The sequence below is a fragment of the Chelativorans petroleitrophicus genome (genome assembly GCF_025398195.1).
GTDB lineage: Bacteria > Pseudomonadota > Alphaproteobacteria > Rhizobiales > Rhizobiaceae > Chelativorans > Chelativorans petroleitrophicus.
Window position 1 is genome coordinate 1 of record NZ_JAODNV010000023.1, and the last position, 25212, is coordinate 25212.

The 25212-nt window shown below is 62.0% G+C and carries 22 protein-coding genes and 1 tRNA gene; 9 read left to right on the top strand and 14 right to left on the bottom strand.

Annotated elements, in window-relative coordinates; all coding sequences use genetic code 11:
* Positions 1 to 430 precede the first annotated feature (430 nt).
* Positions 431 to 1606 (top strand): site-specific integrase, encoded by a 1176-nt coding sequence (locus NYR54_RS17275; protein ID WP_261516968.1) that lies wholly within the window; start codon positions 431 to 433, stop codon positions 1604 to 1606.
* 46 nt (positions 1607 to 1652) lie between these two features.
* Here the strand turns inward: NYR54_RS17275 and NYR54_RS17280 are convergent.
* The 3 genes from NYR54_RS17280 to NYR54_RS17290 all read right to left on the bottom strand — a co-directional run bounded on the left by NYR54_RS17280 (position 1653) and on the right by NYR54_RS17290 (position 4036).
* Positions 1653 to 1728, bottom strand: a tRNA-Lys gene (locus tag NYR54_RS17280).
* Positions 1729 to 1916: 188 nt separating this feature from the next.
* Positions 1917 to 2834: a PhzF family phenazine biosynthesis protein gene (locus NYR54_RS17285; RefSeq protein ID WP_261516969.1), complete on the bottom strand. Its 918-nt coding sequence runs from the start codon at positions 2832 to 2834 to the stop codon at positions 1917 to 1919.
* 89 nt (positions 2835 to 2923) lie between these two features.
* Positions 2924 to 4036 carry an endonuclease/exonuclease/phosphatase family protein gene (locus NYR54_RS17290; protein WP_261516970.1) on the bottom strand — a complete coding sequence of 371 codons (1113 nt, stop codon included), beginning with the start codon at positions 4034 to 4036 and terminating at the stop codon, positions 2924 to 2926.
* 169 nt (positions 4037 to 4205) lie between these two features.
* Between NYR54_RS17290 and NYR54_RS17295 the strand changes: the two genes are divergently transcribed.
* On the top strand, positions 4206 to 4658 hold the full coding sequence (locus NYR54_RS17295) for a BA14K family protein (RefSeq protein ID WP_261516971.1): 453 nt from the start codon (positions 4206 to 4208) through the stop codon (positions 4656 to 4658).
* Between the two features lie 80 nt (positions 4659 to 4738).
* Here NYR54_RS17295 and ilvC read toward each other — a convergent pair whose 3' ends face one another.
* The 3 genes from ilvC to NYR54_RS17310 form a co-directional block, all read right to left on the bottom strand.
* Positions 4739 to 5758 carry a ketol-acid reductoisomerase gene (gene ilvC / locus NYR54_RS17300; protein ID WP_261516972.1) on the bottom strand — a complete coding sequence of 340 codons (1020 nt, stop codon included), beginning with the start codon at positions 5756 to 5758 and terminating at the stop codon, positions 4739 to 4741.
* Between the two features lie 37 nt (positions 5759 to 5795).
* Positions 5796 to 6443, bottom strand: a complete 648-nt coding sequence (locus tag NYR54_RS17305; RefSeq protein ID WP_261516973.1) for a TetR/AcrR family transcriptional regulator — start codon at positions 6441 to 6443, stop codon at positions 5796 to 5798.
* A gap of 123 nt (positions 6444 to 6566) precedes the next feature.
* Entirely contained in the window at positions 6567 to 7331 is a 765-nt protein-coding gene (locus tag NYR54_RS17310; protein ID WP_261516974.1) for a pyridoxine 5'-phosphate synthase, read from the bottom strand.
* Between the two features lie 122 nt (positions 7332 to 7453).
* Between NYR54_RS17310 and NYR54_RS17315 the strand changes: the two genes are divergently transcribed.
* On the top strand, positions 7454 to 7861 hold the full coding sequence (locus NYR54_RS17315; protein ID WP_261516975.1) for a SpoIIAA family protein: 408 nt from the start codon (positions 7454 to 7456) through the stop codon (positions 7859 to 7861).
* A gap of 35 nt (positions 7862 to 7896) precedes the next feature.
* Here NYR54_RS17315 and NYR54_RS17320 read toward each other — a convergent pair whose 3' ends face one another.
* A complete protein-coding gene (locus NYR54_RS17320) occupies positions 7897 to 9024 on the bottom strand; it encodes an ATP-dependent DNA helicase (protein WP_261516976.1) in 1128 nt (375 codons plus the stop codon).
* 124 nt (positions 9025 to 9148) lie between these two features.
* Between NYR54_RS17320 and NYR54_RS17325 the strand changes: the two genes are divergently transcribed.
* Positions 9149 to 11005: a glycoside hydrolase family 9 protein gene (locus NYR54_RS17325; RefSeq protein ID WP_261516977.1), complete on the top strand. Its 1857-nt coding sequence runs from the start codon at positions 9149 to 9151 to the stop codon at positions 11003 to 11005.
* A gap of 30 nt (positions 11006 to 11035) precedes the next feature.
* On the opposite strand, the gene NYR54_RS17330 is transcribed toward NYR54_RS17325, so the two are convergent.
* The 3 genes from NYR54_RS17330 to NYR54_RS17340 all read right to left on the bottom strand — a co-directional run bounded on the left by NYR54_RS17330 (position 11036) and on the right by NYR54_RS17340 (position 14243).
* Complete coding sequence (locus tag NYR54_RS17330) at positions 11036 to 11632, bottom strand: LysE family translocator (RefSeq protein WP_261516978.1); 597 nt, start codon at positions 11630 to 11632, stop codon at positions 11036 to 11038.
* Between the two features lie 178 nt (positions 11633 to 11810).
* A complete protein-coding gene (gene ilvN / locus NYR54_RS17335) occupies positions 11811 to 12383 on the bottom strand; it encodes an acetolactate synthase small subunit (RefSeq protein ID WP_261516979.1) in 573 nt (190 codons plus the stop codon).
* Between the two features lie 57 nt (positions 12384 to 12440).
* A complete protein-coding gene (locus tag NYR54_RS17340; RefSeq protein WP_261516980.1) occupies positions 12441 to 14243 on the bottom strand; it encodes an acetolactate synthase 3 large subunit in 1803 nt (600 codons plus the stop codon).
* A 319-nt stretch (positions 14244 to 14562) separates the two neighbouring features.
* Here NYR54_RS17340 and NYR54_RS17345 point away from each other — a divergent pair, with 319 nt between their 5' ends.
* From NYR54_RS17345 to NYR54_RS17355, 3 genes are all read left to right on the top strand, one after another.
* A complete protein-coding gene (locus tag NYR54_RS17345) occupies positions 14563 to 16344 on the top strand; it encodes an ATP-binding protein (protein WP_261516981.1) in 1782 nt (593 codons plus the stop codon).
* Between the two features lie 166 nt (positions 16345 to 16510).
* Complete coding sequence (locus tag NYR54_RS17350) at positions 16511 to 18007, top strand: Do family serine endopeptidase (RefSeq protein WP_261517011.1); 1497 nt, start codon at positions 16511 to 16513, stop codon at positions 18005 to 18007.
* Positions 18008 to 18288: 281 nt separating this feature from the next.
* Positions 18289 to 19740: a hypothetical protein gene (locus NYR54_RS17355; protein WP_261516982.1), complete on the top strand. Its 1452-nt coding sequence runs from the start codon at positions 18289 to 18291 to the stop codon at positions 19738 to 19740.
* Positions 19741 to 19813: 73 nt separating this feature from the next.
* Here the strand turns inward: NYR54_RS17355 and serB are convergent, their stop codons facing one another.
* Positions 19814 to 20707, bottom strand: coding sequence for a phosphoserine phosphatase SerB (gene serB, locus NYR54_RS17360; RefSeq protein ID WP_261516983.1), 894 nt, complete (start codon positions 20705 to 20707; stop codon positions 19814 to 19816).
* Here serB and miaA point away from each other — a divergent pair.
* Both miaA and NYR54_RS17370 read left to right on the top strand, forming a co-directional pair.
* Complete coding sequence (gene miaA, locus NYR54_RS17365; protein ID WP_261516984.1) at positions 20706 to 21617, top strand: tRNA (adenosine(37)-N6)-dimethylallyltransferase MiaA; 912 nt, start codon at positions 20706 to 20708, stop codon at positions 21615 to 21617. The two genes, serB and miaA, sit on opposite strands and share 2 nt — an antisense overlap.
* Before the next feature lie 359 nt (positions 21618 to 21976).
* The gene (locus NYR54_RS17370) at positions 21977 to 22756 is read left to right on the top strand and encodes a GGDEF domain-containing protein (protein ID WP_261516985.1); all 780 of its coding nucleotides are present in this window, start codon (positions 21977 to 21979) and stop codon (positions 22754 to 22756) included.
* Positions 22757 to 22867: 111 nt separating this feature from the next.
* On the opposite strand, the gene NYR54_RS17375 is transcribed toward NYR54_RS17370, so the two are convergent.
* Genes NYR54_RS17375 through hflK form a run of 3 tightly spaced genes read right to left on the bottom strand, consistent with a single transcriptional unit; the run spans position 22868 to position 25207 of the window.
* Positions 22868 to 23053, bottom strand: coding sequence for a DUF2065 domain-containing protein (locus NYR54_RS17375; protein ID WP_261516986.1), 186 nt, complete (start codon positions 23051 to 23053; stop codon positions 22868 to 22870).
* 37 nt (positions 23054 to 23090) lie between these two features.
* Entirely contained in the window at positions 23091 to 24086 is a 996-nt protein-coding gene (gene hflC, locus NYR54_RS17380; protein ID WP_261516987.1) for a protease modulator HflC, read from the bottom strand.
* On the bottom strand, positions 24086 to 25207 hold the full coding sequence (gene hflK / locus NYR54_RS17385) for an FtsH protease activity modulator HflK (protein ID WP_261516988.1): 1122 nt from the start codon (positions 25205 to 25207) through the stop codon (positions 24086 to 24088). Before hflK ends, hflC begins: the two co-directional genes overlap by 1 nt.
* Positions 25208 to 25212: the final 5 nt, after the last annotated feature.

Below are 25212 nucleotides of genomic sequence, written 5' to 3' on the forward strand. Positions count from 1 at the left end.
GGTATTGCCGTTCCGTTTCGTCATGATGGCTCCTTAATCTCAAGAGGGGGAGCCTCCGGCAATCCCGGCGCGGTTCAATGATTGTACGCAATCGGTTCGGCACAAAGCCCTTTCAGGCTGCTGTGCGGTCAGTGAACCGGCCCGTCCTGGTATCCACTCCGCCTGGGTCCTGGCCATTGCAGATGCGAGCGGAAACCGCAGCAGCATTTTGCGATGAGCCGAGCGTTTCTTCCTTCCTGCGTAAGGTCGCGCTTGGCCATTACAGCCCGCCGGTCAAGATCCCTGGAAGCCATCCGAAGTGGCATCGGAGCCAACTTGAGAACGACATCGCCAGGCTCCACGGGCTTGAAGCACCGTATCCGATTCCGCTGGAGGACATCCGGAGGCTGATCTAATGCCTCGTTCAAAACCTCTAGGTTGGCCCCGTTACATGATTGCGAAGCGCACGAAGAAGGGCGTGGTTTCGTACTACTGGAACTTACCCACGTGGGCCGACCAGAAGGGATGCCCCCTCACCCGCGAAGCTCTTGGATCGGACTATGCAACAGCAAAGAAGCGCTGTGACGATGTCCTGAACCCGCAGTTCGACGCGTGGCGTAAGGGCTCCGATCCAGAGCCGATTCTTCGCAACTTGAAAGGAACATTTGGTTGGCTGGTCATCAGGTTCCAAGATACCCCCCAGTATCGGAGAATTGCTGAGAAAACCCAGGCAGACTACAGCTATGTGCTTGAAAGGCTCGCGAACTACCAGCTGAAGGATGGTCGTCGGTTGGGGAACGTGCATCTGAACTCGGTTACGCCGGGCGTGGCCGACCTCCTATACGAAGCGCTCAAGAAGCCCACACAGCCTGGCGGGAAGGAAAGAACCCGAACCGCGGTAAAGGCGATGGTCATAGCCCGACGTGCATGGAATGCTGTCCATCGGGCTGAGTCGGATATTGTTCCGTTCCAGAATCCCTTCGCAAAGATGGAACTGAAGTACAAGGCGAAGCCCACCCGCCTCGTCCGGCATCATGAACTCATGCGCATGGTCGAGGTCGCGGACAGGTTCGGACTATACAGCATTGGGACCGCGATGATGATTGCGTACTACTGGCTGATGCGAGAGGAGGACATCCTGAAGCGACTGACCTGGAACCATTACCGTCCCGCGGACCGGCCGGATGTCGTAAGGATAATACACCACAAGACCGGAGAGCTGGTCGACATTCCGCTTTACGATGAAGATGGCACCCCCTTGTGGCCTGAACTTATGGAGAGGCTGGACCGGGCTCCACGCTACGGGCCTGTGATAACAACTCGCGAGACGCCGGATCGAAAGAGGAAGACCCATCTCCCTTGGGAGCCGGACTATTTCCGCCACCAGTTTGTCAAGATCCGAGAGGAAGCAGGCCTGCCGCCAGACGTGACGTTCAGTGGACTGCGTCACGGGGGAATCACCGAAGGCGCCGACGCAGGACTGAGCGATGCCCAGATGCGGGCCTTGAGCGGCCATCTCACCTCTGCCGCGCTGCTCAGGTACGCTCAGAAGACCCAGAAGCAACGACTCGATGCCGCGCGGCTCAGGCGTGAGGCACGAACCAAGCAGCAACGAATGTCAGAATGACACTACCTTCGTGTCAGAATGGATTCTGCTAAGTCTTTGAAAAAATTGGTGGGTGATGCAGGGATCGAACCTGCGACCCGCTGATTAAGAGTCAGCTGCTCTACCAACTGAGCTAATCACCCGCCCTGTTTGGCGCCGCCATTCTGCAGCAATCGCCCGAAACGCTCCGCGACACCGTCGGAACGGGGCGCTCTTACCGTGTTTAGCCCGGGCGCGCAAGCCCGTTCCGGCACCTTCATGAATGGAGGGCTGCGCCCGTGCCTCCATTCGGCGGTCCATATAGTATATGGCTGCTCGGCGTCAAAGCGGCTCAAAGAAAAAGTTTGCCCTCGGCCACCTTCACCGCGCTGCCGCCGATGCGGCCCGCCGTGATCGCGCCGCTCGCGACATCGATTTCCAGCCGGATGCGCGACGGCCTACCCATCTCGATCCCCTGCTCGATCCAGTAGCCGTGCTCGCCATCCACCGGTGCATCATGGCTGAGTATGGCACCGGCGAAGGCCGCTGCCGCCGATCCGGTCGCCGGATCCTCGGCGATGCCGTCGCCCGGAGCGAACATACGCGTGTGGAAGGCGCAGTCGTGATTCACCGTCTCGCGGCAATAGATGTAGGGATAGGCGGTCACCGATTCGACCTGCGGCCCAAGATCTGCCCAAAGATGGGTATCGAACCGCACCCTGCCGGCCGCTTTGAGGTTGGCGACCGGCACGCAGACATAGGGCACTCCGGCAGACCAGGCGCTGATCACGTGATTCTCGAACCCGATCTCGTGATGCGAGAGGCCGAGCGAGGCCGCCACCACTTCGGAAGGCGCTTCGAATTCGACGCGCTCGGGCAGACGCGGCAAGTCGAATTCAGCGAAGACGGTGCCCTTGCCGCTCGACACCGCGCAGCGGACCGGGCCGACATTTTCCTCCAGAACGAGGATCGAGGTGCGCCCACCCTGGCCGATTTCGCCCACCTGCTGCGACAGCGCAATCGCGGTGCCGACGGTCGGGTGGCCGGCAAAGGGAAGCTCCCGGCCCGGCGTGAAGATGCGTATGCGGGCCGTGTGCATCGACTTTTCGGGCGGCAGGACGAACACGGTTTCCGACAGGTTGAACTCGCCGGCGATCCTCTGCATCTCGGCGTCATCCAGGCCATCCGCATCCAGAACGATCGCAAGCGGATTGCCCTCGAGCCGCCGCTGCGAGAACACGTCATAGATCATGTACCGACGAGCGCTCACTGACTCTTCCCTCCTTGAATGCATTTCGGGCGAACGCCTCTGTAACAGGCGCACCGCCCGGTGCATATAGCAGTGTCCCTACCCGCCATTCAGACCAGATCGAGCGTCACGGCCACCGGGCAGTGGTCGGAAGCCTTGGGTCTGTCCCATCCCGTGCGCGGGAAGCGCTCCACCTCCTGTCCCGGCGGAAAGATCGTCCGCCAAGGCTGCCCTTGCCGCACTATGTCCGGCACGGCCCTGGCATTGGTGCGCGCAAGCGCGGGCGAAAGAAGCAGATAGTCGAGCTGGCACAAATGCCGCTCCTCCGGTCCGCGCGTGTGATAGAGCGTCCAGCGATCCATCTCGGGCCGACGTTCGACAATATTCTCGCAAAAGCCACCCTCGGTGAGCACGTTGACGCTTGACTGCGCCTCCCGTGCGACCCGGAAGCGCCAGCCGCTATATGCATCCCCCTCGATGACTACCCGCTCGCGATAGTCATTGAGATCCCCGCAGATGAGCCAGCGCTTGTTGGCAGCCCTGCCCGGTCCAAAACGCTCTTCGATGATGCGGCGCACCGCCGCCGCCTCCGCGATACGGAAAGGCATTGAGGCCTGCCGTCCGTCCATACCGTTCCGGGGCGGACTCATGGCCTTGAAATGAACAACATAGAGGGTGAGTGGCACGCCGCCGATGCGCAGGTCGATCTCCAGGCAGTCGCGGCGGAATATCCGCTCCGTGCGTCCGACGCCCAGCGCCTCAAGTTCCGGCGTATAAAGGCCGAAATCGTCAAAGGTGATATGCGCGTGGCTCGCCAGGCGCTCAAACTCGATCGGCTGACCGTCCGCCGTCTCGCGCCGCATCATGACGGCCACGTCGATTCCGCGCACATCGTTGCCGGGCGACGAGTATTTCTCGCGATACCCGCTGCCGATCATCTTGAAGAGATAGCCGTACTCGAATGCTTTGAGGGCGGCGAGATTGTCCACTTCCTGCAGGCACAGAATGTCCGCGCGCGTGGCCGCAATGGCGAGTGCCGTAAGCTGGCGCGTATCGTCCGTGAGGGCGATGGTGCGCGCCCGCTCTAGTTCGCGATACTCGGCCTCCTCTTTGATCTCGAAGAGCGTCAGTGCGCGGTCCTGCTGCAGTTCATTGCGGAAACCGGAAAAATCGAACCGGTTCATTAAGTTCTCGACATTGAAGGTAGCGATCCGCACCGACATGGCCGCACTCTTGCCTCTTTCCCGTAAAAAGACAACCGAGCGATGCGGGCGTCCGGAGGGGCGGCGAGCGCACGATTTTCGCGTTCATGCCGTGTTCATCAGCGGTTTGGTTTTTTTGCAGGAAATTATGTGCGGGTCAGCCCGCAGTGAGTGAATTGGAGTTTCTAAAATGAAGCACACCTTCTCCATGCTCACCATCTCCGGCCTCATGGCTCTGGGGATGGCTGTCTGGGCGCCGCCCAGCCAGGCCTCGGCTATCGCCGGAAGCGGCGTCGCCAAGACGCTCGAGACGGTGGTAACATCAGACGCCAGCAAGGTCGAGCGGGTGAACCATCGTAGGCGGCACTGGCACCGTCGGCATTTCCATCCTCATCACCGGCATCACCTCCGCCCGCGTACCGGGTTCTACTTCGAGTTTGGCACCGGCCGGCCGCCCGTGATCGTGCATCCGCCCTATTATGCGCCACCGCGGGTCCATGTCAGGCCGCGCTATGCGGGGCCCCTGCCGGTCGCCCATGTGAGGTGGTGCTACAGCCGCTACCGCTCCTACCGCGACTGGGACAACACCTTCCAGCCCTATAACGGTCCGCGCAAGCAGTGCCGCTCGCCCTATTGGGGTTAAACGCAACGGCGTGAATGTTAAATGGCCGCGGCACCAGTCCGCGGCCATTTTCATGTTTGCCTGAAGGCGAAACCGACGCCTCAGTTCTTCTGCTTGTCGACCAACTTGTTCTTGGCGATCCACGGCATCATCGCGCGTAGCTTCTCGCCCACTTCCTCAATCTGATGGTTGTCGTTCAGCCTCCGGGTGGCCTTGAAGCGGGCCGCGCCCGAATGCCACTCCTGCATCCATTCCGAGGTGAACTTGCCCGTCTGGATGTCCTTCAGGATGCGCTTCATCTCCGCCTTGGTCTCGGCGGTGATGATGCGCGGGCCCGAGACATATTCGCCCCACTCGGCCGTGTTGGAGATCGAATAGTTCATGTTGGCGATGCCGCCCTCGTAAATGAGATCGACGATGAGCTTCACCTCGTGGAGGCACTCGAAATATGCCATCTCCGGCGCATAACCGGCCTCAACGAGCGTCTCGAAGCCGGCGCGGATGAGTTCAACCAGACCGCCGCACAGCACCACCTGCTCGCCGAAGAGATCGGTCTCGCACTCCTCGCGGAAGGTGGTCTCGATGATACCGGAGCGTCCGCCGCCCACGCCGCAGGCATAGGACAGGGCAAGATCGAGCGCATTGCCCGATGCGTCATGATGCACGGCAACCAGGCATGGCACGCCGCCGCCCTTCAGGTACTCCCCGCGCACCGTGTGGCCTGGCCCCTTGGGCGCGATCATCAGCACATCGACCGTCTTCTTGGGCTCGATTAGCCCGAAATGCACGTTGAGACCATGCGCGAAAGCGATTGCCGCGCTATCGCGAATGTTCGGCGCGATCTCGGAATTGTAGATGCCGGCCTGCAACTCGTCGGGTGTGGCCATCATCATGAGGTCTGCCCAGGCTGCGGCCTCCGCCACGCTCATCACCTTGAAGCCATCGGCCTCGGCCTTCTTCACCGTTGCCGAGCCCGGGCGCAAGGCCACGGCCACCTCGGTGACGCCGGAGTCCTTCAGGTTCAGTGCATGGGCGCGGCCCTGGCTGCCATAACCGATAATGGCGACCTTCTTCGATTTGATGAGATTCAGATCGGCGTCGCGATCGTAATAGACACGCATTCCTTCTTCCTTCCTTTTCAGCCTGCGGCGCACGGCCTCACGCCGGGTCCGCCCTCTCCTTCTCCCGCACCCGATAGAGTGCGAAGAACTGGTCTACCGCCCGTTCCGCCAGTGCGGCGAAACCCTCCGGTCTCCGGACCTCCTCCTCGCCGAGCAGCATGCGCACATGGAGGTCCCGCACGATGAGGCCATAGAAGGTGCGGTAAGCCTCTTCCTGGTCCTCATAGTTGATATGCCCGTGCCGCTTCCCGGCCTCCAGCAACGCGATCGCACCTTCGTCGATGCGCCGCCGCCCTTGGGCGACAAGAAGCCTGCCCAGACGGTTTTCATCACGACTCGCCTGGCCGATGGCCAACCGGTTGAGCGCGAGGGAGACATCGCCTGCGAGCACATCCAGCAGGTCCCGCGCAAAGGCCACCAGACGCGCCCTAAAGCGCGAGCGATCCACCGCCTCGCCCTCATTCGCAAAGGTGCGCACCTTGCTTGCCTGATAAGCGATCATGGCCGCAAGCAGGCCGTCGCGGTCACCAAACCACTTATAGAGGCTTTCCTTCGAACAGCTCGCCGCACGGGCCACGCCCGCGGTCGTGACCGCCCTTTCGCCGCCTGCCACGAGCAGTTCCAACGCACATTCCAGAACCGCGCGCTGGCGCGGCGTGAATCCCTTTTCCCGCTGCTCGGTCAACTCCGCGCCTCTATGCGTACCGTACGGTACGGTTCTGACACAGCTTGCGGCGGCTTTCAAGCCGTCGCGTGGCCATGCGCGGTTTCACAGTTGGTGTGCGCCTATGCCCGGAGGACCGGAGCCTCAACCTGCTTGCCCAAGGTCATGGCCCGCAGCCCTGAGGAAACGCTGCACAGTCTCCGCCATGCCATGCTCCAGGGCATCGGCCGTAAGTGCATGACCAATGGAGACCTCGGCCAATCCGGGAATGCGGGCGGCAAGGGCAGGCAAATTGGCGACCGTCAAATCATGCCCGGCATTGACGGCCAAGCCCAGCGCGGCCGCTCTTTCTGCCGTTTTGCAAAGTGTTTCGAGAGCCTTGGCGGCTTTTTCCGGACTGTCGTGGCAGGCGCCGTAGGGGCCTGTGTAAAGCTCCACCCTGTCGGCGCCGGTCGCTTTGGCCGCCCTGAGTGCGGCCTCGTCCACATCCGGGTCGCAGAACAGCGAGACGCGGAAGCCCCGCTGCTTCAGCCGTCGGACGATCGGCCGGAGGAAATCCGCGTCCCGCACGAAATCCCATCCATGATCGGACGTGGCCTGAGCCGGATCGTCAGGCACGAGGGTGACCTGCTCGGGTTCCGCCCCCTCCACCAGTCGCAGAAATTCTTCCGAAGGGTATCCCTCGATGTTGAATTCGCGGTCGGGAAACTCATCATCGATGAGCGCGCGGATCTCAGGCAGGTCCGAGAAGCGGATGTGCCGCTGATCGGGCCGGGGATGGACCGTAAGTCCATGCGCCCCGGCGCGAAGGGCAATGCGCCCGATCCCGGTGACGCTTGGCCACGGCAAATCGCGGCGGTTGCGCAGCATGGCCACGGCATTCAGATTGACGGAGAGCTTTGCCGGCATGGAAAAATCCTGTAACATTCTGGCTTGCTCATCCCTATAGCGGCTCTGCGATGAACCGACAGGGCCAATTCGCGTTGTCTTGGGTGACAGCCGCGCATCGGCAGCATCGGGAGAAACGCTGCATGTCCATCAACGATACCCCGCCCAGCGTTCGCCGCATCGAAACGGACCGCGACGACGCCTACGCCTTCGAGGTCACCGGGCATATCACGGCCTCCGACATAGAGAACATGTACGGTCTGCTCGAAGGCGCTTATGAGCTGCATAACAAGATCGACGTCATCGTGATCATGCATGACTATGAAGGCATCGACTGGGCAGCCGCATGGAAGGAGCAGACGATGCTGGGCAAGACCAAGGCGCTCAAGCACATCCGCAAATATGCGGTTGTCGGCGGGCCGAGCTGGGTCAAGGCCATGATTTCGATATTCCGGCCGTTCTTTTCCATGGAGATGAATTACTTCGAGCTTGAAGAAGTCGCTTCCGCCTGGGAATGGATCGGCGCAAGGCCATTGCCGGGTCCGGCATAGCCGGAAAACCGCTGCCGCTTTTCCCGGGATTGCTGCTAACGCACGATCGTGAGCCTCTCCGCAGCTCGGGTGATCCCGGTATAAAGCCATCGCTGGCGTGTGTCGCGGAAGGCGAAGCTTTCGTCGAACAGCACCACCTCGTCCCACTGCGAGCCTTGCGCCTTGTGGACTGTGAGCGCGTAGCCGAAATCGAAATCGTTGTAGCGTTTCTTCGTCTGCCAGGGGATATCAGCTTCCGGGTCCTCGAAAGCAGCCTTGAGAAGCTTGATCTTGGCCACGCCGCGGTCGGGATCGTCTTCCTCCGGTGAAACCAGCAGGTTGATGCCCGGCTTCACAGTCTCGCGCGAGACGGTCATCACCTTCCAGAGTGAACCGTTAAGCAGCCCCTTGGACGGTTCGTTGCGCAGGCAGACCAGCTTGTCGCCCGCCTGCGGCAGATGCGAGGTGAAGCCCTTGAGTTCGCGCAGACGCTGATTGTAGCGCCGCCGCGTGCGGTTGGTCCCAATGAGGACCTGATCGGCCTTCAGCACCGTCTCGCTGGTCACCTCGCGCCGCGAGATCACCTGCGCGGTGCCATAGTCGCCATACATGAACTCCCGCCCCTCGCGCACGTCGAGCGCCAGCCGGATGATCGGATTGTCGCGTGCCTGGCGGTGAATTTCGGTCAGCAGATAGTCCGGCTCATGCTCGGTGAAGAAGCCGCCGCCCGAGATCGGCGGCAGTTGCCCCGGGTCCCCTAGCACCAGGATGGGCGTGCCGAAAGACATGAGATCGCGGCCCAGCTCCTCGTCCACCATCGAGCACTCGTCGATGATGACGAGCTTTGCCTTGGCCACGGGGCTTTGGCGGTTGAGGGAAAAGGTGGGGGACATGGTTGTCCTGCCCGTCGTCTCGTCCTCCACCTCCTCCTCTCCGCGCGGGCGGTAGATGAGAGAATGGATCGTACGGGCATTCGTCGCCCCTTTGGAGCGCAGCACCTGCGCGGCCTTGCCCGTAAAGGCGGCGAACTGCACATCGCCGTCCACATGCTCCGCGAAGTAGCGCGCAAGCGTCGTCTTGCCGGTTCCGGCATAGCCGAAAAGCCGGAAGATCTGGGACCGCCCTTCCCTCAGCCAACGGGAGACGGCTTTCAGCGCCTCGTCCTGTTGCGGTGAAAACTTCATGCCCCCACAAACCAGATTCTGCGCGCGGTGAATAGGTCACTGCGGGCACTGCCTCGTCCCCGACTTCCCTTTACGCAATGTAAGGCAGGCCGTGAAAAGTTTCATCGAAACGGAGAGCGGCGGAATGGGGCGAGGAATCCTACTTGCGGTGACGGCGGGTGCGGCTGCGCTGCTTGTCGTTATCGCCCTCCTGCAGGCCTCCGGCGGCGGAACCCGGGCCGGAATGGCCGCGCAGCCGCGCATCACCGTCAATCAGGTGGGGTATGTGCCGGACGGACCGAAGCGGGCGACGCTCATTGCGCAGGCGCAGGCCGCTCTTGCGTGGCGCCTCTTGGACACTGAGGGTAAAGAGGTCGCTTCGGGCATGACGCGCCCGGCCGGGGTCGATCCCACGGCGCGGCTCAACGTCCATGTCATCGATTTCAGCGGCTTCACCCAGGCCGGAGAAGGCTACCGCATCGAAGCGGACGGCGAGGTAAGCTTCCCCTTCGCCATCGGACGCGGCTTCTATGAGGCGCTTGCGCGCGACGCGCTCAACTACTTCTATCCCGTGCGTTCCGGTATCGCTATCGACGGCGCGATTGCCGGCGAAGCCTATGCCAGGCCGGCCGGGCACATCTCGGCGCCTGGCAAGGGCGAGATCAATCAGGGCGACCGGGGCGTCCCTTGCCTTTCCCCGGAACGCTCGGAACGGGTTTATGGGGTTCCCTGGACCTGCGACTACACGCTGGATGTTACCGGCGGCTGGTACGACGCGGGCGATCATGGGAAATATCTGGTCAATGGCGGCATTTCGGTCGCCCAGCTCATGAGCGCCTATGAGCGCGCGCTTTACGTGGACGGCGCCTCCTTCGCGCATTTTGCCGACGGTGCGCTCGCCATTCCCGAGGCGGGCAACGGTGTGCCGGACGTGCTGGACGAGGCCCGCTGGGAGCTCGAATTTCTCCTGAAAATGCAGGTACCCGAAGGCAAGCCGCTGGCGGGCATGGCGCATCACAAGGTGCACGACACCGAATGGACCGGCCTGCCTTCGCTGCCCCACGAGGACGACAAGCAGCGTAGGCTGCACCGGCCTTCCACGGCCGCCACACTCAACCTGGCCGCAGTCGCGGCCCAGGGCGCGCGTCTGTTCGTCAAATACGATCCGGCCTTCGCAAACCGCCTGCTCAAGGCCGCCGAGCGTGCCTGGCATGCGGCCCAGGCCCATCCTGATCTCCATGCACCAGAAACAGACAATATGGGCGGCGGTCCCTATGCCGACGACGATGTTGCAGACGAGTTCTACTGGGCGGCCGCCGAACTTTTCATCACCACGGGCGCGGTGCATTACCGCGACGCGCTTGTCGCTTCGCCCTATTTTCGGGGAGACGTCTTCCGCGACAATGGCTTCGACTGGGCTTTCGTCGCACCGCTCGGCAGAATGTCGCTCAGCCTCGTGCCCAATGCGCTGTCGGCAGAAGAGATCGCATTCTTCCGCGCCTCGATCGTGGAAGCGGGGCGGCGCTTTGCAGCACTGCAGGAGGAACGTGCCTTCGGCCAGATCTACGTGCCCTCAAATGGAGAATATGGCTGGGGCTCCAACCATTCCTTCGCACAGATCGGCACCATCGTGGCCCGCGCCTACGACTATACGCGCGACCCGCGTCTGCGCGAGGCCGCGCTGGAGGGTGCAGACTATCTCCTAGGCCGCAACGCGCTCGGCATTTCCTATATCACCGGATATGGCAGCCACTACGCGCAGAACCAGCATTCCGGCTGGTTCGCCCACCAGGTCGATCCCTCGCTTCCCCATCCGCCGAAGGGCGCGCTTGCAGGTGGCCCCAACGCCGCCCTCCAGGATCCGTTCGCGGCCGAAAGGCTTGCCGGCTGCGCTCCGCAGCGCTGCTACATCGACGACATCGAGAGCTGGTCCACCAACGAAATCACCATCAACTGGAACGCGGCCCTCGCCCAGTTCGCCGCTTTCCTGGCGGAGCAGTAGGCTTGGCCTGAACCGATAGGCCTACCGGCCCTATTGCAGCATCGGCCAGAGCGTGGCCGCGAGCGAGATTCCCATTGCGATGTTGAACCATTTCAGCCGAACGGGATCGGACAGAAAGCCGCGCAGGGCCAGACCGAAGCCTGCCCACACCGAAACACTCGGGAAATTGACCAGCGTAAAGGTCAGTGTCACGAGCAGGATCGAAAGGAAGGGTTCCTGCGGGTTGGTGTAGACAGCCATGGCCGTTATCGCCATCACCCACGCCTTCGGGTTAACCCACTGGAAGGCGGCGGCTTCAAGAAACGTCATTGGCCGGGCGCGGCCTTGTCCATTGGCGCCGACCGCGCGCGACATGGCGATCCGCCAGGCAAGATAAAGCAGATAGGCGGCGCCCGAAATCTTCAACGCCAGATGGACCTGCGGATAGGCAACGAGCAGCGCCCCAAGCCCCAGGCCAACTGCAACAAGGAGCGAAGCAAAGCCGACGGCTATTCCCAGCACATGCGGAACGGTGCGAACGAAGCCGAAATTCACACCTGAAGCGAGAAGCATCAGATTGTTCGGCCCCGGCGTCACCGACGTCACGAAGGAAAAAACCAGCAGAGCTATGAAGACCTCGGCCGACATGATGCCGTTCCATGCGGAGGTTACCGATTTGATCTACGACTTCGTTCGTCGCGGGGGTTTCAACCCGTAAACGTAGGCAACTTCAGCTCGCCGCAACGGCCGTTCCGTAGCGTACGCTGCCTGGCGCGTTTCGGCGCTTGGCCCCACCTTTAAGCGAAGTTCCACCGGTTCGGCTTGATCACATCCCCTCGGGGCCGCGATTCATCGCCGCCACGCCGGTGCGGCAGACCTCGACCAAGCCGAGCGGCTTCATGATGGCGATGAACTGCTCGACCTTCGACACGCGGCCGGTGATCTCGAAGATGAAGTGCTCCGTATTGGCGTCGATCACCTGCGCGCGGAAGGCGTCCGCGAGCCGGAGCGCTTCAACGCGATGATCTCCCGTGCCCGCGACCTTCACCAGCGCAAGCTCGCGTTCAAGCGGACGCTCCTGCCCGCGCTCGCGCGCCATCGCAGTGAGATCCACGACCCGGTGTACCGGTACGATGCGTTCGAGCTGGTTCTTGATCTGCTCTAATACGTGCGGCGTGCCGCGGGTCACGATGGTAATCCGCGAAAGGTGCTTTTCGTGCTCCGTTTCGGAGACGGTGAGGCTGTCGATGTTGTATCCGCGTCCGGAAAACAGGCCGATGACGCGTGCCAGTACGCCTGGCTCGTTGTCGACGAGAACGGCGAGCGTCCGCGTCTCGTCCTTCTCGGTCTGTTCGGCGATGAAATAGGCGGAGCCTGTCGGTTGAAGCTGAGCGTTCATGCGCTGGTTCTCATTATGAATGCATGGTCATTCCGTCCAAAGGGCTCTCTTCGCGGACTAGACAAGCGCCCTGCCCTCTTCGCCGATGGCGTTTGCCACCGCCTCGTCCGTCGCCTCGTCGGGCAGCAGCATCTCGTTATGCGCCTTTCCGGAAGGTATCATCGGGAAGCAGTTGGCGAGGTTCGCCACCCGGCAATCGAAGATGACAGGCTTCTTCACCTCGATCATCTCGCGTATGGCGTCGTCCAGCTCGCCCGGCTTCTCGCAGCGTATCCCGTGGCATCCATAGGCTTCCGCCAGTTTCACAAAATCGGGCAATGCTTCGGTGTAAGAATGGGAGAGGCGGTTGCCATGCAGCAGCTGCTGCCACTGGCGCACCATGCCCATGTACTGGTTGTTGAGGATGAAGATCTTGATCGGCGCGTTGTGCTGCACTGCCGAGCTCATCTCCTGCATGGTCATCAGAACCGAGGCGTCGCCCGCAATGTCGATGACCAATGCATCGGGATGCGCGATCTGCACACCCAGGGCCGCCGGCAATCCGTAACCCATCGTGCCGAGCCCACCTGACGTCATCCAGCGGTTCGGTTTCTCAAAGCCGTAATGCTGTGCGGCCCACATCTGGTGCTGGCCGACCTCGGTCGTGATGTAGACGTCGCGGTCCTTGGTCAGCGCGTAGAGGCGCTGGATGGCATATTGCGGCATGATGACGTCGTCGTTCGGCTTATAGGCAAGCGAGTTCCGCGCGCGCCATTTGCCGATCTGCTCCCACCAGGGCGCAAGCACCGCCTTGTCGGCCTTGGCGCCGGCCCGCCACAGCCTCACCATGTCCTCGAGCACCCGGCCCGCATCTCCGATGATGGCGAGATCGACATGCACGTTCTTGTTGATCGAGGACGGATCGACGTCGATGTGGATCTTCTTCGAATGCGGCGAGAAGGCATCGACGCGGCCCGTGATGCGGTCATCGAAGCGCGCGCCCACGCACAGCATAACATCGCAATCGTGCATGGCCATATTCGCCTCATAGGTGCCGTGCATGCCGAGCATACCGAGCCAGTTCTTGCCCGAGGCCGGATAGGCGCCCAGGCCCATAAGCGTGGAGGTGATGGGAAAGCCGGTCAGTTCCACCAGCTCGCGCAGGGCCTGGCATGCCGCAGGCCCTGCATTGATGACCCCGCCGCCGGAATAGATGATCGGCTTTTTGGCCGTGGCCATGAGCTGGACGGCTGCCCTGATCTTGTCCTGGTCCCCTTCGACGCGCGGACGATAGCTGGTGCGCGGCGCCGTCTGCGGCGGCGTGTAGATGCCTTTCGCAAACTGCACATCCTTCGGAATATCGACCACGACAGGCCCCGGCCGGCCGGTGGTCGCGACGTGGAAAGCCTCGTGCAGGATTGCGGCAAGCTGATTGACGTTGCGCACAAGCCAGTTGTGCTTCGTGCACGGCCTTGTGATGCCAACCGTGTCGCATTCCTGGAAGGCGTCGGAACCGATCAGCGTCGTGGGCACCTGGCCGGTGATGCAGACGAGCGGAATGGAATCCATTAGCGCATCCTGCAGCGGCGTGACGGCGTTGGTCGCTCCGGGGCCGGAGGTCACCAGCATTACACCGGCTTTGCCAGTAGACCGGGCATAGCCTTCGGCCGCATGGCCCGCGCCCTGCTCATGGCGAACCAGAATGTGCTGAATGTCGTCCTGCTGGAAAAGCTCGTCATAGATCGGCAGCACCGCCCCGCCGGGATAGCCAAAGATGTGCTTGACGCCATTATCCTTAAGCGCCTGCACCACCATCTCCGCGCCCGTCATTTCCTTTCTGGCAACCTCTTGCCCCTCTCGTGCCGGCGCCTGTGCGTTCATCGCTCGTCAATCCTGTTCTGGTCTGTCGCGTCGTTCGGCCATTAAAAAAGGCCCCCGAAGGAGCCCTGTTTTCGCACATGAGCGGCTGTCGCCCGGCGGCTACGCCGCCTTGCCCATGTGCGTTCGTACTACGAGAATGATCTTCATCATGGCGGGGGACAATAAGCGCCAACCGCACGCCGTGTCAACGCAAATCAGACCGGGCTGCCCGCGGGTTCCCTACACGGGTTTCCCTGTTAACGGTCCCGCAACCATCCCCCCTCATCGCCCCTTAACTTCGCTGCGCTAGGGATTGTCCCAACAATTGGGGGGCATGCACATGTATATCGAAGGGAGCCTGGTTCCCGGAGAGGTCACATCGCAGGAGCGCCGCGCTGCGGATCAGCCGCAATCGCGCGTGCTGGGTCATGTCGTGCAATGCGACGGTGCCCGCGCCGTCATCGCCGCCACGATCGGAACGGACGAGCTTTCGCTTGCGGCGATCTGGACGGTCGGCAAGATCATCTCGATCAATCTCGGAAAGACCCGCACGGTGGGCCTGATCTACGCGATCGAGCGCCCGGGACGGCGCTGGGACGACACTGATGTCAATCCCATCATGGTTCATGTCGAACTAATCGGCGAGGTGCGCGACCAGACCGGCACGCCTGTCTTCGATCGCGGCATTACCGAATACCCTTACATCGGCGCGCTCGCCCACCGCATCCGCGCGCAGGACCTGCGCGCCATCTATGATCTCGGGGGACGGCGTTCCGTGACGATCGGGCACCTTTCGCAGGACAGCTCGATCGATGCCTGCCTGGCGGTGGACGAAACGCTCACCCACCATTTCGCCGTGGTAGGCACCACCGGAGTGGGAAAATCCACCGCCGTCTCGCTGCTCCTGCGCAAGACCATCGCCGCCCGGCCTGACCTGCGCGTGCTCATCCTCGACCCGCATAACGAATTCGCCGCCGCGCTGCCGGAGCACAGCGTTCGTATCGATACCTCCACACTCGATCTTCCCTTCTGGCTATTCCGGCTGGAGGAACTGGTGGAGGTGCTCTATCGCGGGCGCGAGGCAGTGGCGGAGGAAGTGGAAATCCTGCGCGACCTGGTCGCCCAGGCCAAGCACGCCTACCGCAGCCCGGGCACGGCCGGCCTTCTCCGGCGCGGCGGTGACGGCAGCATTACCGCCGACACACCGGTGCCCTACCGGATGGCCGAAGTGCTGCGCCTCATCGACGAGCGCATGGGGCAACTTGAGTCCAAGGGCGACAGGCCGCATTATCGGCAGCTCCGCGCCCGCATAGAGGCCGCTCTCGCTGATCCGCGTTACCGCTTCATGTTCTCCTCGCATCTGATCGAGGATACGATTCACGAGACCGTCGGCCGCATTTTCCGCATTCCTGGCGACGGCCGCCCGGTAACCTGCTTCGAAATGGCCGGCCTGCCATCGGAAGTGGTGAATTCCGTCTGCTCGGTTCTCGCGCGGCTCGCCTTCGAACTCGCGCTGTGGGGGGGCGGCAAGCTGAAGCTGCTCATCCTGTGCGAGGAGGCGCATCGCTACATGCCGGCCGACCCGAGGCTCGGCTTCGCGCCGACGCGCCATGCCTTTTCCCGCATCGCAAAGGAAGGGCGCAAATATGGCTGCTATCTGGGCGTGGTCACCCAGCGCCCGGGCGATCTGGACCCCACCGTGCTTTCGCAGTGCTCGACCATTTTCGCCATGCGTCTTGCCAATGAGCAGGACCAAGCGATCATCCGCTCCGCGATTGCCGACTCCTCAGCCTCCACTCTCGCCTTCCTTTCGGCCATGGGCCAGCGCGAAGCGATCGCATTCGGCGACGGCGTGGCCACAACCATGCGCATGAAGTTCGAGAAACTGCCGGATGCGCTCCTGCCGGGCACGAAAGATAATTTTGGCGACAGGAACCGGGAGCCTGAAGATACCGCCGGACTTGATGACGTCGATCTTGCGCGCATTGTGGAGCGGATGCGCAATGCGGGCCGGCGCGGCAGGGCAGCCACCTTTACCGGGGAAACGGAGACATCCGGCCCACTGCATGAGCCATCGGCATTCGGAAGCATCGGCGCTCCCGCCAGCCGCTTTACACGCTAAAGAGCTGCCACCACCCCGCCGCTCACAGCAGGGTGGCGAGACGCCCGTTCAGAGTTATATATCTGGCCGCAAACACGCCGCATTCCGGCCGAATCATCGGCGGGAGACTCAACGGGAGATTGCCGTCATGCGCTTGCCGAGGCTTTATCGTGCCACCTGCGGAATCATGACGGCCGCGGCCTTGATAGCGGGGACTGCGATAGCACCGCAGCCTGCACTGGCTCAATCAGCGGCGACCCCGGATACGGCGGCACCTCAGCAAGATCGCCCCGCACAGCAGGGTCCGGCATCCGTGTCCGCGCTTGCAGAGAGACTGCTGGACGCCGTGGTCAATATCTCGACGACCCAGAACGCCGGCCCTCGCGGTCCGGGGCGCGTGCCGATGCCGCGCCTGCCCGAAGGTTCGCCCTTCGAGGAGTATTTTGACGAATTCTTCAACGACGAAGGCGGCGGGCCTCGCCTGCCCGGCCCCGGCTCGTCACTGGGATCCGGCTTCGTGATCGACGGGGCGGAAGGCATCATCGTCACCAACAATCACGTTATTGCCGGGGCGGACGAAATCATCGTCAATTTTGCCGATGGCACGACACGGACAGCCGAGCTTGTGGGCGTGGATACCAAGACGGACCTTGCCGTGCTCAAGGTCGATCCGCAGGGCAAGAAGCTGGCGGAGGTGAGTTTCGGCGATTCCGACGCCATGCGCATCGGCGATTGGGTGATGGCGATCGGCAACCCTTTCGGCTTCGGGGGCTCCGTGACCATCGGCATCATCTCGGCACGCAACCGGCAGATCGGTTCCGGCCCCTATGACGATTACATCCAGACGGACGCCGCCATAAACCGCGGCAATTCGGGCGGGCCCCTCTTTAACATGTATGGCGAGGTCATCGGCATCAACACGGCGATCATCTCGCCCACCGGGGGCTCGATCGGCATCGGCTTTGCCATTCCCTCGGAACTGGCCGTGAACGTGGTCAATCAGCTGCGTGAGTTCGGCGAAACACGCCGGGGCTGGCTCGGCGTGCGCATTCAGACGGTGACAGAGGAAATCGCCGAGAGCCTTGGTCTACCCGAAGCAAAGGGGGTATTGATCAGCGGTATCGAAAAGGGCGGCCCGGCCGATAACGGCGCCCTTAAGGCGGGCGACATCGTCATTGGCTTCGAGGGCATCGAAATCAACGACGTGCGCAAGCTGAGCCGCATCGTCGCCGAAAGTCCTGTGGGCAAAGAGGTCGCCATCGATATCCTGCGCGATGGCGAGAAGCAGACGGTACGGGTGACGCTCGGCCGGCTGGAAGAGGCCGAGAGCGCGTCTGCGCGGGAAGATCAACGCGGCGATGAGAGCGAAGAGGCGCCGGTTGCGAGCGCCAAGATCTTGGGAATGACCGTGGTCGAACTGGACGAGGAAGGCCGCGCCAAATTCGAGCTCGCTGAAGACATAAACGGCGTGCTCGTGTCCGAAGTGGAAGAGAATTCGGTGGCCGCCGAACAGGGCGTGCAGGCCGGCGATGTAATCGTCGAGATCGCGTTGCAGTCCGTCTCCACGCCCAAGGACGTGCTCGATCAGATCGACAGCCTCAAGGCACAGGGACGCAAGAATGCGCTCCTGATGCTCGCCTCCAAGACCGGCGAACTCCGCTTCGTAACGCTGCGGATGAATTAGGCCAAAGATAGCTGGCCAAGCAACCAAAGAAAGATAGCCGGCCAAGCAACTAAAGGTGGTAGCGCGTGCAACCACGGAGCCGTGCGCCGCTAAATGCGGAATGAATTCCTGTGAACATCATGACAAACTTTTCAGAAATTTGGCCCCGCTCGCTTATAGAGAAGGCGCGAAGGCAACGGCTGCCCGCCCCTTCCGCGTCGCGTCAGCGGAAAACGCGATGAAGGCAGTTGCCATTGGTTCCCCACCGAATATTCTATCTCGAAAGTTGTGGGGACTTGGGTATGGATTTCAATCAAGTAAAAAATCAGCTGGATTATGCGTCCGCTGTTCCGCTGCCACGCGCCGAGGATGAAATTGCGCTTTCAGATCTCCTCCGAATCATCTGGTCGGGTCGGGCGCTGATCGTCCTCATTCCTCTGCTTGCAATGGCTGCAACGGCCCTCGCTATAGGAGCCCTTTCCTTGCGGATCGATGAGCCCACCGTGTACTTTGTCGAGTTGCGGGGAATTGAAAACAGCCGATATCCGAATGGGACCGCATTCTCTCCCAGAGATCTGGTTGCGCCCGCAATCCTGGAGGAACTGCGCAGGCGCTACAACATTCCGGACGATACAAATTTAAGGGACGGGATAACGGTAACATTCGGGCACCCTGCCACGATCGGGCTGCACCGCCTCTATGAGGAAAAGCTGGCGGTCTCGAATCTGTCGCCAGCCGAGATCACCAGCATCAACGAGGAATATCGCACCCAGCTGAAGTCCGTTACCGAATCGGCACTGCGCATTGAGGTCAATCACCAACTGCTCGGATTGAGCCCGGACGATGGCGCGGTCATAGCACAGGCACTGCCTGAACTATGGTCACAGCACTTCTCCGAAAACGTTCGTATTTTTGAGGATACACGCCTGTCGCGGGTCGAGATCACTTCCAGCAGCGAGGATTTGCGGACCACAGCGAGCATACTCAATGCCAGGCAGCGTCTGCAGATCATGGATCAGGGTTTGGCATTGATGTCCGGTGACAACAGGTTGGCGTTGCTGCAAACGAGTGACGGCGAGACGATCGGGGATCTAAGGCAGGCCCTTCAGCGTTTTCGTACCGTGCAGTTCGATCCCGTTATGGCCGCCCAGTTCCAGGCGGACGACTTCGTAGGATCTGCCTACATAAAAAGCCTGCAGCTGAAGCTCGGCGAGCTTCGCATGAAGATGGCGAGCTATGACGATGCTCTGCAGGAGCTCTATAAATTCCAAAATTCAGCTGTCACGGTTGCGGCCCAGTCCGACAGCTCCTTCTTTCAGAATTCCCTTCAAATCACGGACACTGGTCTTTCCGAAATCGTGGAATTGGCAAAAAGGGCAAATTTGTCGGATTTCACGAGGCAAATGCTGGAAGAAAAACAGAAAATTGGTGCAGAAATCGCAGAGATAGAGAGTGAGCTTCAGAAAGTGATTCAGGATGCCAAGGCGGCCTCGACGCCTGATTTCCGCGACAATGCCGCAGAAACTTTGGCATCTCTGACACGCAGCTATTCGGAGCTCGTGAAAGGGGCAAAGGAGAGACTTCGTACTCAGGCAGGCAAGCTTTATTCATCCATGGGGCTGCCCTATACGGTTGGGGCAACGTTCCCCAAGCGCGCGATACTGGCAATCATCCTGGCCGGCGGCTTTGCGGCGCTTCTTACGGTGATATTCGTATTGGCTCGCGCGAGTCTGCGGGCACACAGGCCGGCCTGAACCCTCGTACAGGAACTTGTGACGCTGTGTTTCGGCTCGACGGAGGTTTATCCGCATACAGCTCGCGGATTGGCTATGCCCCCGACACGAATTCCTCCTGACGGTATCCCTGCAGAAAGAGCAGCGCCGTCAGATCGCCGTGGTCGATCCGGAGGCGGGCCTCCGCGGCTACAGAGGGTTTGGCGTGCAAGGCCACGCCGGCGCCGGCCAGACGCAGCATATCGAGGTCATTCGCGCCGTCGCCGACAGCAATGACTTCGCTGGGTTCGATGTTCCGCTCGGCGGAGATTGCCATCAGCGCATCGGCCTTCGCCTTGCGGCCGAGAATGGGCTCGGCCACCGTGCCGGCAAGCCGCCCCTCCTCCACGATCAGCCGATTTGCCCTATGGTCGCGGAAACCGAGCTTGGCAGCCACAGGGCCGGTAAAGACGTCGAAGCCGCCGGAGACCAGCACCGTATGCGCCCCGGCAGCATTCATGGTGGCAACCAGTTCGCGGCCGCCCGAGGCCAGCCGGATTCGATGGGCGATCACCCGGTCCACCACCGCGAGCTCCAGCCCCTTGAGCAAGGCCACGCGCTCGCGAAGCGCGGGCTCGAAAGCAATCTCGCCGTTCATAGCCCGCCGGGTGATGGAGGCCACGTGGTCCTTGATGCCGATTTCGTCGGCGAGTTCGTCGATGCACTCCTGCTCGATCATGGTCGAATCCATGTCGGCAATCAGCATCTTCTTCTTCCGCCCCTCGGCCTGCTGCAGGGCGATATCCAACGGAAAACCGGCAAGGGCCGCGCGCAGGGCTTCTTCAGCCTGCTGAGCATCGATGCCTTCCGGCAGACAAATGTCGCAGGCAATTCCTGGGGCGAGCCACTCAATGCGGCTTGCGTCCACACAGCCGGCAGCCATATTCGCGACGGAGGGATCGAGCGCGCGGGCTTTCGGGTCGGAGATGAGCGTCGCAACAATGGTCATGAGAAAAACCGCTGATACCGGAGGAAGAAGGCTGCTCAAGGACGTGACCCTGATAGCGGGGCCGACGGCGAGCGGCAAGTCGGCGCGCGCGCTCGAACTGGCCCGCAAGACGGGTGCCGTCATCGTCAATACCGATTCCATGCAGGTCTACGGGATTCTGTCGATACTGACGGCACACCCGGGCTCGGATGAGCTTGCGGCCGCTCCGCACCGCCTTTATGGCCATGTCCATCCGGGCCGGAGTTATTCCACCGGAGATTGGCTGCGCGATGTGGCAGCACTCACCGAAGCGGAAAACCTCAATCAGAAGCCGGTCATCTTCGTCGGCGGAACCGGACTTTATTTCCGGGCGCTCACCGAAGGGCTTTCACCGATGCCGGACGTCCCCAAGGCGATCCGCGCGCACTGGCGAAACCAGCTGGCGGCGGAAGGCGCGGAGTCGCTCCATAGCTTGCTGAAGGACATAGATCCCGTATCAGCGGCGCGCATCAGGCCGTCCGACGGACAGCGCATCGTGCGCGCGCTGGAGGTCATGGAAGCCTCGGGCAAGCCGATCAGCCAATGGCAAGCCGAGCCGTCGCAGCCCTTGGTGGATACGGCCGCGGCAAAAAAGATCGTACTTGAACCTGACCGTAAGGAGCTTGCACGGCGCATAGATGAACGCTTCGACCGGATGCTGGAGATCGGCGCGCTTGAGGAGGTGGCGGCGCTGTTGCGGCTTAATCTTTCACCCTCCATGCCCGCAATGAAAGCGATTGGGGTGCGTGAGCTTTCAGCAGCGCTCTCAGGGCAGATCAGCCTCAAGGAGGCAGCAGCGCGGGCAAAGGCCGCCACGCGCCAATATGCCAAACGGCAAATGACGTGGTTCCGCCATCAAATCGGGCCGGATTGGCAACGCCTGCGCGACTGAGGCCTTATGCCCCCTCCAAGGCGTCACCCGTCACAGGCAAGAGTCTTGCAACGCTTTACATCCTACAGCGCGCGGGCTGGCTTCTCGGAACTCGCCCTGAAACCTGTTGCTCGGGCGGTTTGCACCTCATCATTTCGGCGTTTCAGGGAACGCTCTAAGTTTTTGACTTTTCACAGCTTGACGAACGACGGGCGGCCGCTTCTACCGTGGTTCCACTGCGAGCATTGCGGCGAGGCAGGGAAGTTATCCCTAGCAGCCTGTGAATTTACTGTGGTGGCAGCCAATCTGCTCAATGCAATTAACCTGGTGTAAGGCGCCATGTGTGAGAAAGCAGGGAGTTGGTTTTGGTTTGGGCGGGCATGCGTTTCCACAAGGCGGAATCTGCTTTCTTTGTCTTTATTGCGCTGGTCCTTGGGGCTGGCATCATGCTGTTCTTCGCCTATGGCATCATGCGCACCCACGACCAGATCATGCACGGCAGCGCGTCCAACCATTTCGCGCAACTGCTGTTCACGACCGGCGTGCTCCTGGCGACGGCTGTCATTTTCGGCATCTTCTTCATCTATCCACTGATCCGCACCCAGGTGCGCGAGGAAGGAAAGCTGCGCGCCATGACCGAATTGCTCAGCGCGCGCTCCGAATCGCTCGAACATGCGGCTCTCACCGACAGCCTGACGGGAACCCAGAATCGCCGCTTCTTTGACGACGCGCTCAGGGAATATCTCCTGGAATTCGGCCGAATCGAGAGGCCGGTGGGGTTGATGGTCCTCGACCTCGACCATTTCAAGCAGGTCAACGACACCTACGGCCATAATGTGGGCGACGAGGTGCTGCGGCAGGTGGCGCGGTGCCTGAAGGAGCTCACGCGCTATCACGACGTGGTGGCCCGCCTGGGTGGCGAGGAATTCGCCATCGTCGCGCCCAACATGAATCATGAACGGCTGATCAAGCTTGCCGAGCGCATTCGCAAGACGATCGCGGCGCTCGCCGTGGACGCAGGCAACGTTCGCCTCCGGGTGAGCGCGAGCGTGGGCCTTGCCGTCTGGGACGGTAAGGAAACGGCAGACGAATTCTACCGACGTGCGGACAAGATGCTCTATCAGGCGAAGCGTCTGGGGCGGAATCGCGTCTGCGCCTGACCGGATAGGAACCCGTCAAAGGCTGCCTCCGGCTATCGGCCATCCTGCTCTAGCGGTATCGGCTGCGGCTCTTGCTCGGGAAATAGGGCTGGTTGAAGGTGACGGCGCCGATCAGCCGCGCACGAGCCAGACGATGAGGACACCGATGGCCATCACGGCAAGCCCGGTTCCTCGCAACACGCCTTCAGGTACGCTGGCGACCTCCGCAGCCATGCGCTTTGCAAGCTGCGGCAAGCCGCCATAAAGAAGCCCTTCGATGACCAAGACGAGGCCGAGGGCGGCAAGAAAGTCGCTCACAGGCGCAAGCCCCCACTTCTTCTATCGGGTCCCGGTGCTACTGCGCGGCCCCGGCTTCCGGCTGGTCAGTCCGCAATGCTTCCCGCTGTGGCGGGACCGGTTCGATCGAACCGGTCAAGGGCGCTTCACCGGGAGCCTGCTGGCGCTGGCCATTGCGCCCTTCGGGGTCACCGAAGAAGCGGAAGAACTCCGAGTCCGGCGTGAGCAGCATGGTGGTGCCTGAAGAGTCCAGCGCACGCTGGTAGGCGATCATCGAGCGATAGAACTCGAAAAAGCCGGGATCGCGCTGGAAGGCTTCGGCGAATATGGCGTTGCGCTCGGCCTCGCCTTCACCACGCAGGATTTCAGCCTCGCGCTGGGCTGCAGCCAGAATTTCAACCACCTCACGGTCGGCCTGGGCGCGAATGCGCGCGGCAGCCTCGCGGCCACGGGCGCGCAGGCGCTCCGCTTCTGCCAGACGCTCCGCCTTCATGCGCTCATAAGTCTGCTGCGAGACTTCGGCCGTGAGATCGGTACGCCGGATACGCACGTCATCAATGCGGATGCCAAGGGACGCCGCGTCCGGGCGCAGCTGCTCAGCCACCTCGCGCATCATGGAGCCGCGCTCTTCCGAAAGCGCTGCCTCGAACCCGCGCAAGCCGTAGACACGCCTCAAAGCGGCGTCGAGGCGGGTCCTTAGCCGCTGCTCGGCCAGCGGAATGCTGCCGGACGCCCGCTGGCGGAAGAGCTGCGGGTTCTCGATCGAATAGGCGATGAAGGCATCGACTTCGTAGAACTTGCCGCCGGAGACCTGCACGCGGATATCGTCCAGGTCGAAGCGCAGGATCCGGTCCTCGATGAGCTGCACATTGTCCGCGTTGAAGAAGGCGAAAGGCAGCTTGAAATAAAGGCCCGGCTCCCGTTCCACGCGGACGATCTCGCCGAAGCGCAGCACGATGGCCTGCTGCCGCTCGTTGACGACGAAGATCGACGAATAAAGCAGGTATAGAACGATGGCCGAAGCAATTAGAACGGACGGGAGGCGGTTTGACATCAGTTGTTCCCCCCTTGTGCCTGCGAGCCGTTTTGAGCGTTGCCGCCCCGAGCGGGCTGCGACCGGCGCAACTCCGTCAAGGGCAAATAGGGAACGACGCCCTGCCCCGCGTCCTGGCCGACGATCACTTTGTTTGCGCCGCGAAGTACCTCTTCCATGGTCTCAAGGAAGAGACGCTGGCGGGTAACGTCCGGCGCCTTGGCGTACTCCTCGTAAACGGAGACGAAGCGCTGCGCCTCGCCTTGGGCCTCAAGCACGACGCGGCTCTTGTAGGCGGCGGCTGCTTCACGGATCTGTGCCGCCTCGCCGCGTGCCTGGCCAAGCTTCTGGTTGGCGTACTGATTGGCTTCCTCCACGAAGCGGTCCTCATCCTGCTCGGCGCGCTGCACCTCGTCAAAGGCGTCGGCCACCTCGCGGGGCGGCGCCGCATCCTCGATGGACAGCGCGTTGACGGTCAGGCCCGCACCATATTCGTCAAGCGTCGACTGGATGATGCTGCGCACCTCCTCCGCGATGCCCTGGCGGTCGTCGCGGAAAATGTCCTGGGCGGGACGGCGCCCCACCACCTCGCGCATCGCGCTCTCGGCTACCTGGCGCACCATGCCGTCTGGATCGTCCACGTTGAACAGATATTCGACCGGCTCGGCCACCTGATAGGCAACCGTGAAACGGACATCGACGATGTTCTGGTCGCCGGAGAGCATTAGGCCGGACGATGTGTTGCCCCGCGTCTCGCCAATGTCGATGAGCCGTTCGGCCACAGAGACCGTCTCGACAGTTTCAACAGGCCACCAATGGAAATGCAAGCCCGGCTCCGAGAGCTCAGTCTTTGGCTTTCCCAGCCGGAGCTCTACCGCGAGCTCGTCAGGCTGGACGATGTAGATGGCTTTGAAAAGCCAGAGTCCCGCCAGCACCAGCAGGATCAGGCCGATCATGGCTGGGCTCGGCCCTGCTCCGCCTGGCAATACGCGCCTTAGGCGGTCCTGTCCGCGACGGATAATCTCCTCCAGGTCGGGTGGCGTCCCCTGCGGTCCGGATGGGCCCCGCGGCCCCTGATCCCAAGGACCGCCGCTGCCCCCACCGCCCCACGGGCCGCCGCCACTCTGATTGTTCCAGGGCATTATCG

What these genes read in the sequence shown, in the direction of transcription:
- miaA (WP_261516984.1), top strand. Translation starts at nt 20,706, where the DNA reads ATGAGAAAAACCGCTGATACCGGAGGAAGAAGGCTGCTCAAGGACGTG.
- NYR54_RS17290 (WP_261516970.1), bottom strand. Translation starts at nt 4,036, where the DNA reads ATGTCGGTGCGGATCGCTACCTTCAATGTCGAGAACTTAATGAACCGG.
- NYR54_RS17275 (WP_261516968.1), top strand. Translation starts at nt 431, where the DNA reads ATGATTGCGAAGCGCACGAAGAAGGGCGTGGTTTCGTACTACTGGAAC.
- NYR54_RS17350 (WP_261517011.1), top strand. Translation starts at nt 16,511, where the DNA reads ATGACGGCCGCGGCCTTGATAGCGGGGACTGCGATAGCACCGCAGCCT.
- ilvN (WP_261516979.1), bottom strand. Translation starts at nt 12,383, where the DNA reads ATGAACGCTCAGCTTCAACCGACAGGCTCCGCCTATTTCATCGCCGAA.
- NYR54_RS17315 (WP_261516975.1), top strand. Translation starts at nt 7,454, where the DNA reads ATGTCCATCAACGATACCCCGCCCAGCGTTCGCCGCATCGAAACGGAC.
- ilvC (WP_261516972.1), bottom strand. Translation starts at nt 5,758, where the DNA reads ATGCGTGTCTATTACGATCGCGACGCCGATCTGAATCTCATCAAATCG.
- NYR54_RS17330 (WP_261516978.1), bottom strand. Translation starts at nt 11,632, where the DNA reads ATGTCGGCCGAGGTCTTCATAGCTCTGCTGGTTTTTTCCTTCGTGACG.
- NYR54_RS17310 (WP_261516974.1), bottom strand. Translation starts at nt 7,331, where the DNA reads ATGCCGGCAAAGCTCTCCGTCAATCTGAATGCCGTGGCCATGCTGCGC.
- NYR54_RS17370 (WP_261516985.1), top strand. Translation starts at nt 21,977, where the DNA reads ATGCGTTTCCACAAGGCGGAATCTGCTTTCTTTGTCTTTATTGCGCTG.
- hflC (WP_261516987.1), bottom strand. Translation starts at nt 24,086, where the DNA reads ATGTCAAACCGCCTCCCGTCCGTTCTAATTGCTTCGGCCATCGTTCTA.
- NYR54_RS17355 (WP_261516982.1), top strand. Translation starts at nt 18,289, where the DNA reads ATGGATTTCAATCAAGTAAAAAATCAGCTGGATTATGCGTCCGCTGTT.
- NYR54_RS17320 (WP_261516976.1), bottom strand. Translation starts at nt 9,024, where the DNA reads ATGAAGTTTTCACCGCAACAGGACGAGGCGCTGAAAGCCGTCTCCCGT.
- NYR54_RS17345 (WP_261516981.1), top strand. Translation starts at nt 14,563, where the DNA reads ATGTATATCGAAGGGAGCCTGGTTCCCGGAGAGGTCACATCGCAGGAG.
- serB (WP_261516983.1), bottom strand. Translation starts at nt 20,707, where the DNA reads ATGACCATTGTTGCGACGCTCATCTCCGACCCGAAAGCCCGCGCGCTC.
- NYR54_RS17295 (WP_261516971.1), top strand. Translation starts at nt 4,206, where the DNA reads ATGAAGCACACCTTCTCCATGCTCACCATCTCCGGCCTCATGGCTCTG.
- NYR54_RS17325 (WP_261516977.1), top strand. Translation starts at nt 9,149, where the DNA reads ATGGGGCGAGGAATCCTACTTGCGGTGACGGCGGGTGCGGCTGCGCTG.
- hflK (WP_261516988.1), bottom strand. Translation starts at nt 25,207, where the DNA reads ATGCCCTGGAACAATCAGAGTGGCGGCGGCCCGTGGGGCGGTGGGGGC.
- NYR54_RS17340 (WP_261516980.1), bottom strand. Translation starts at nt 14,243, where the DNA reads ATGAACGCACAGGCGCCGGCACGAGAGGGGCAAGAGGTTGCCAGAAAG.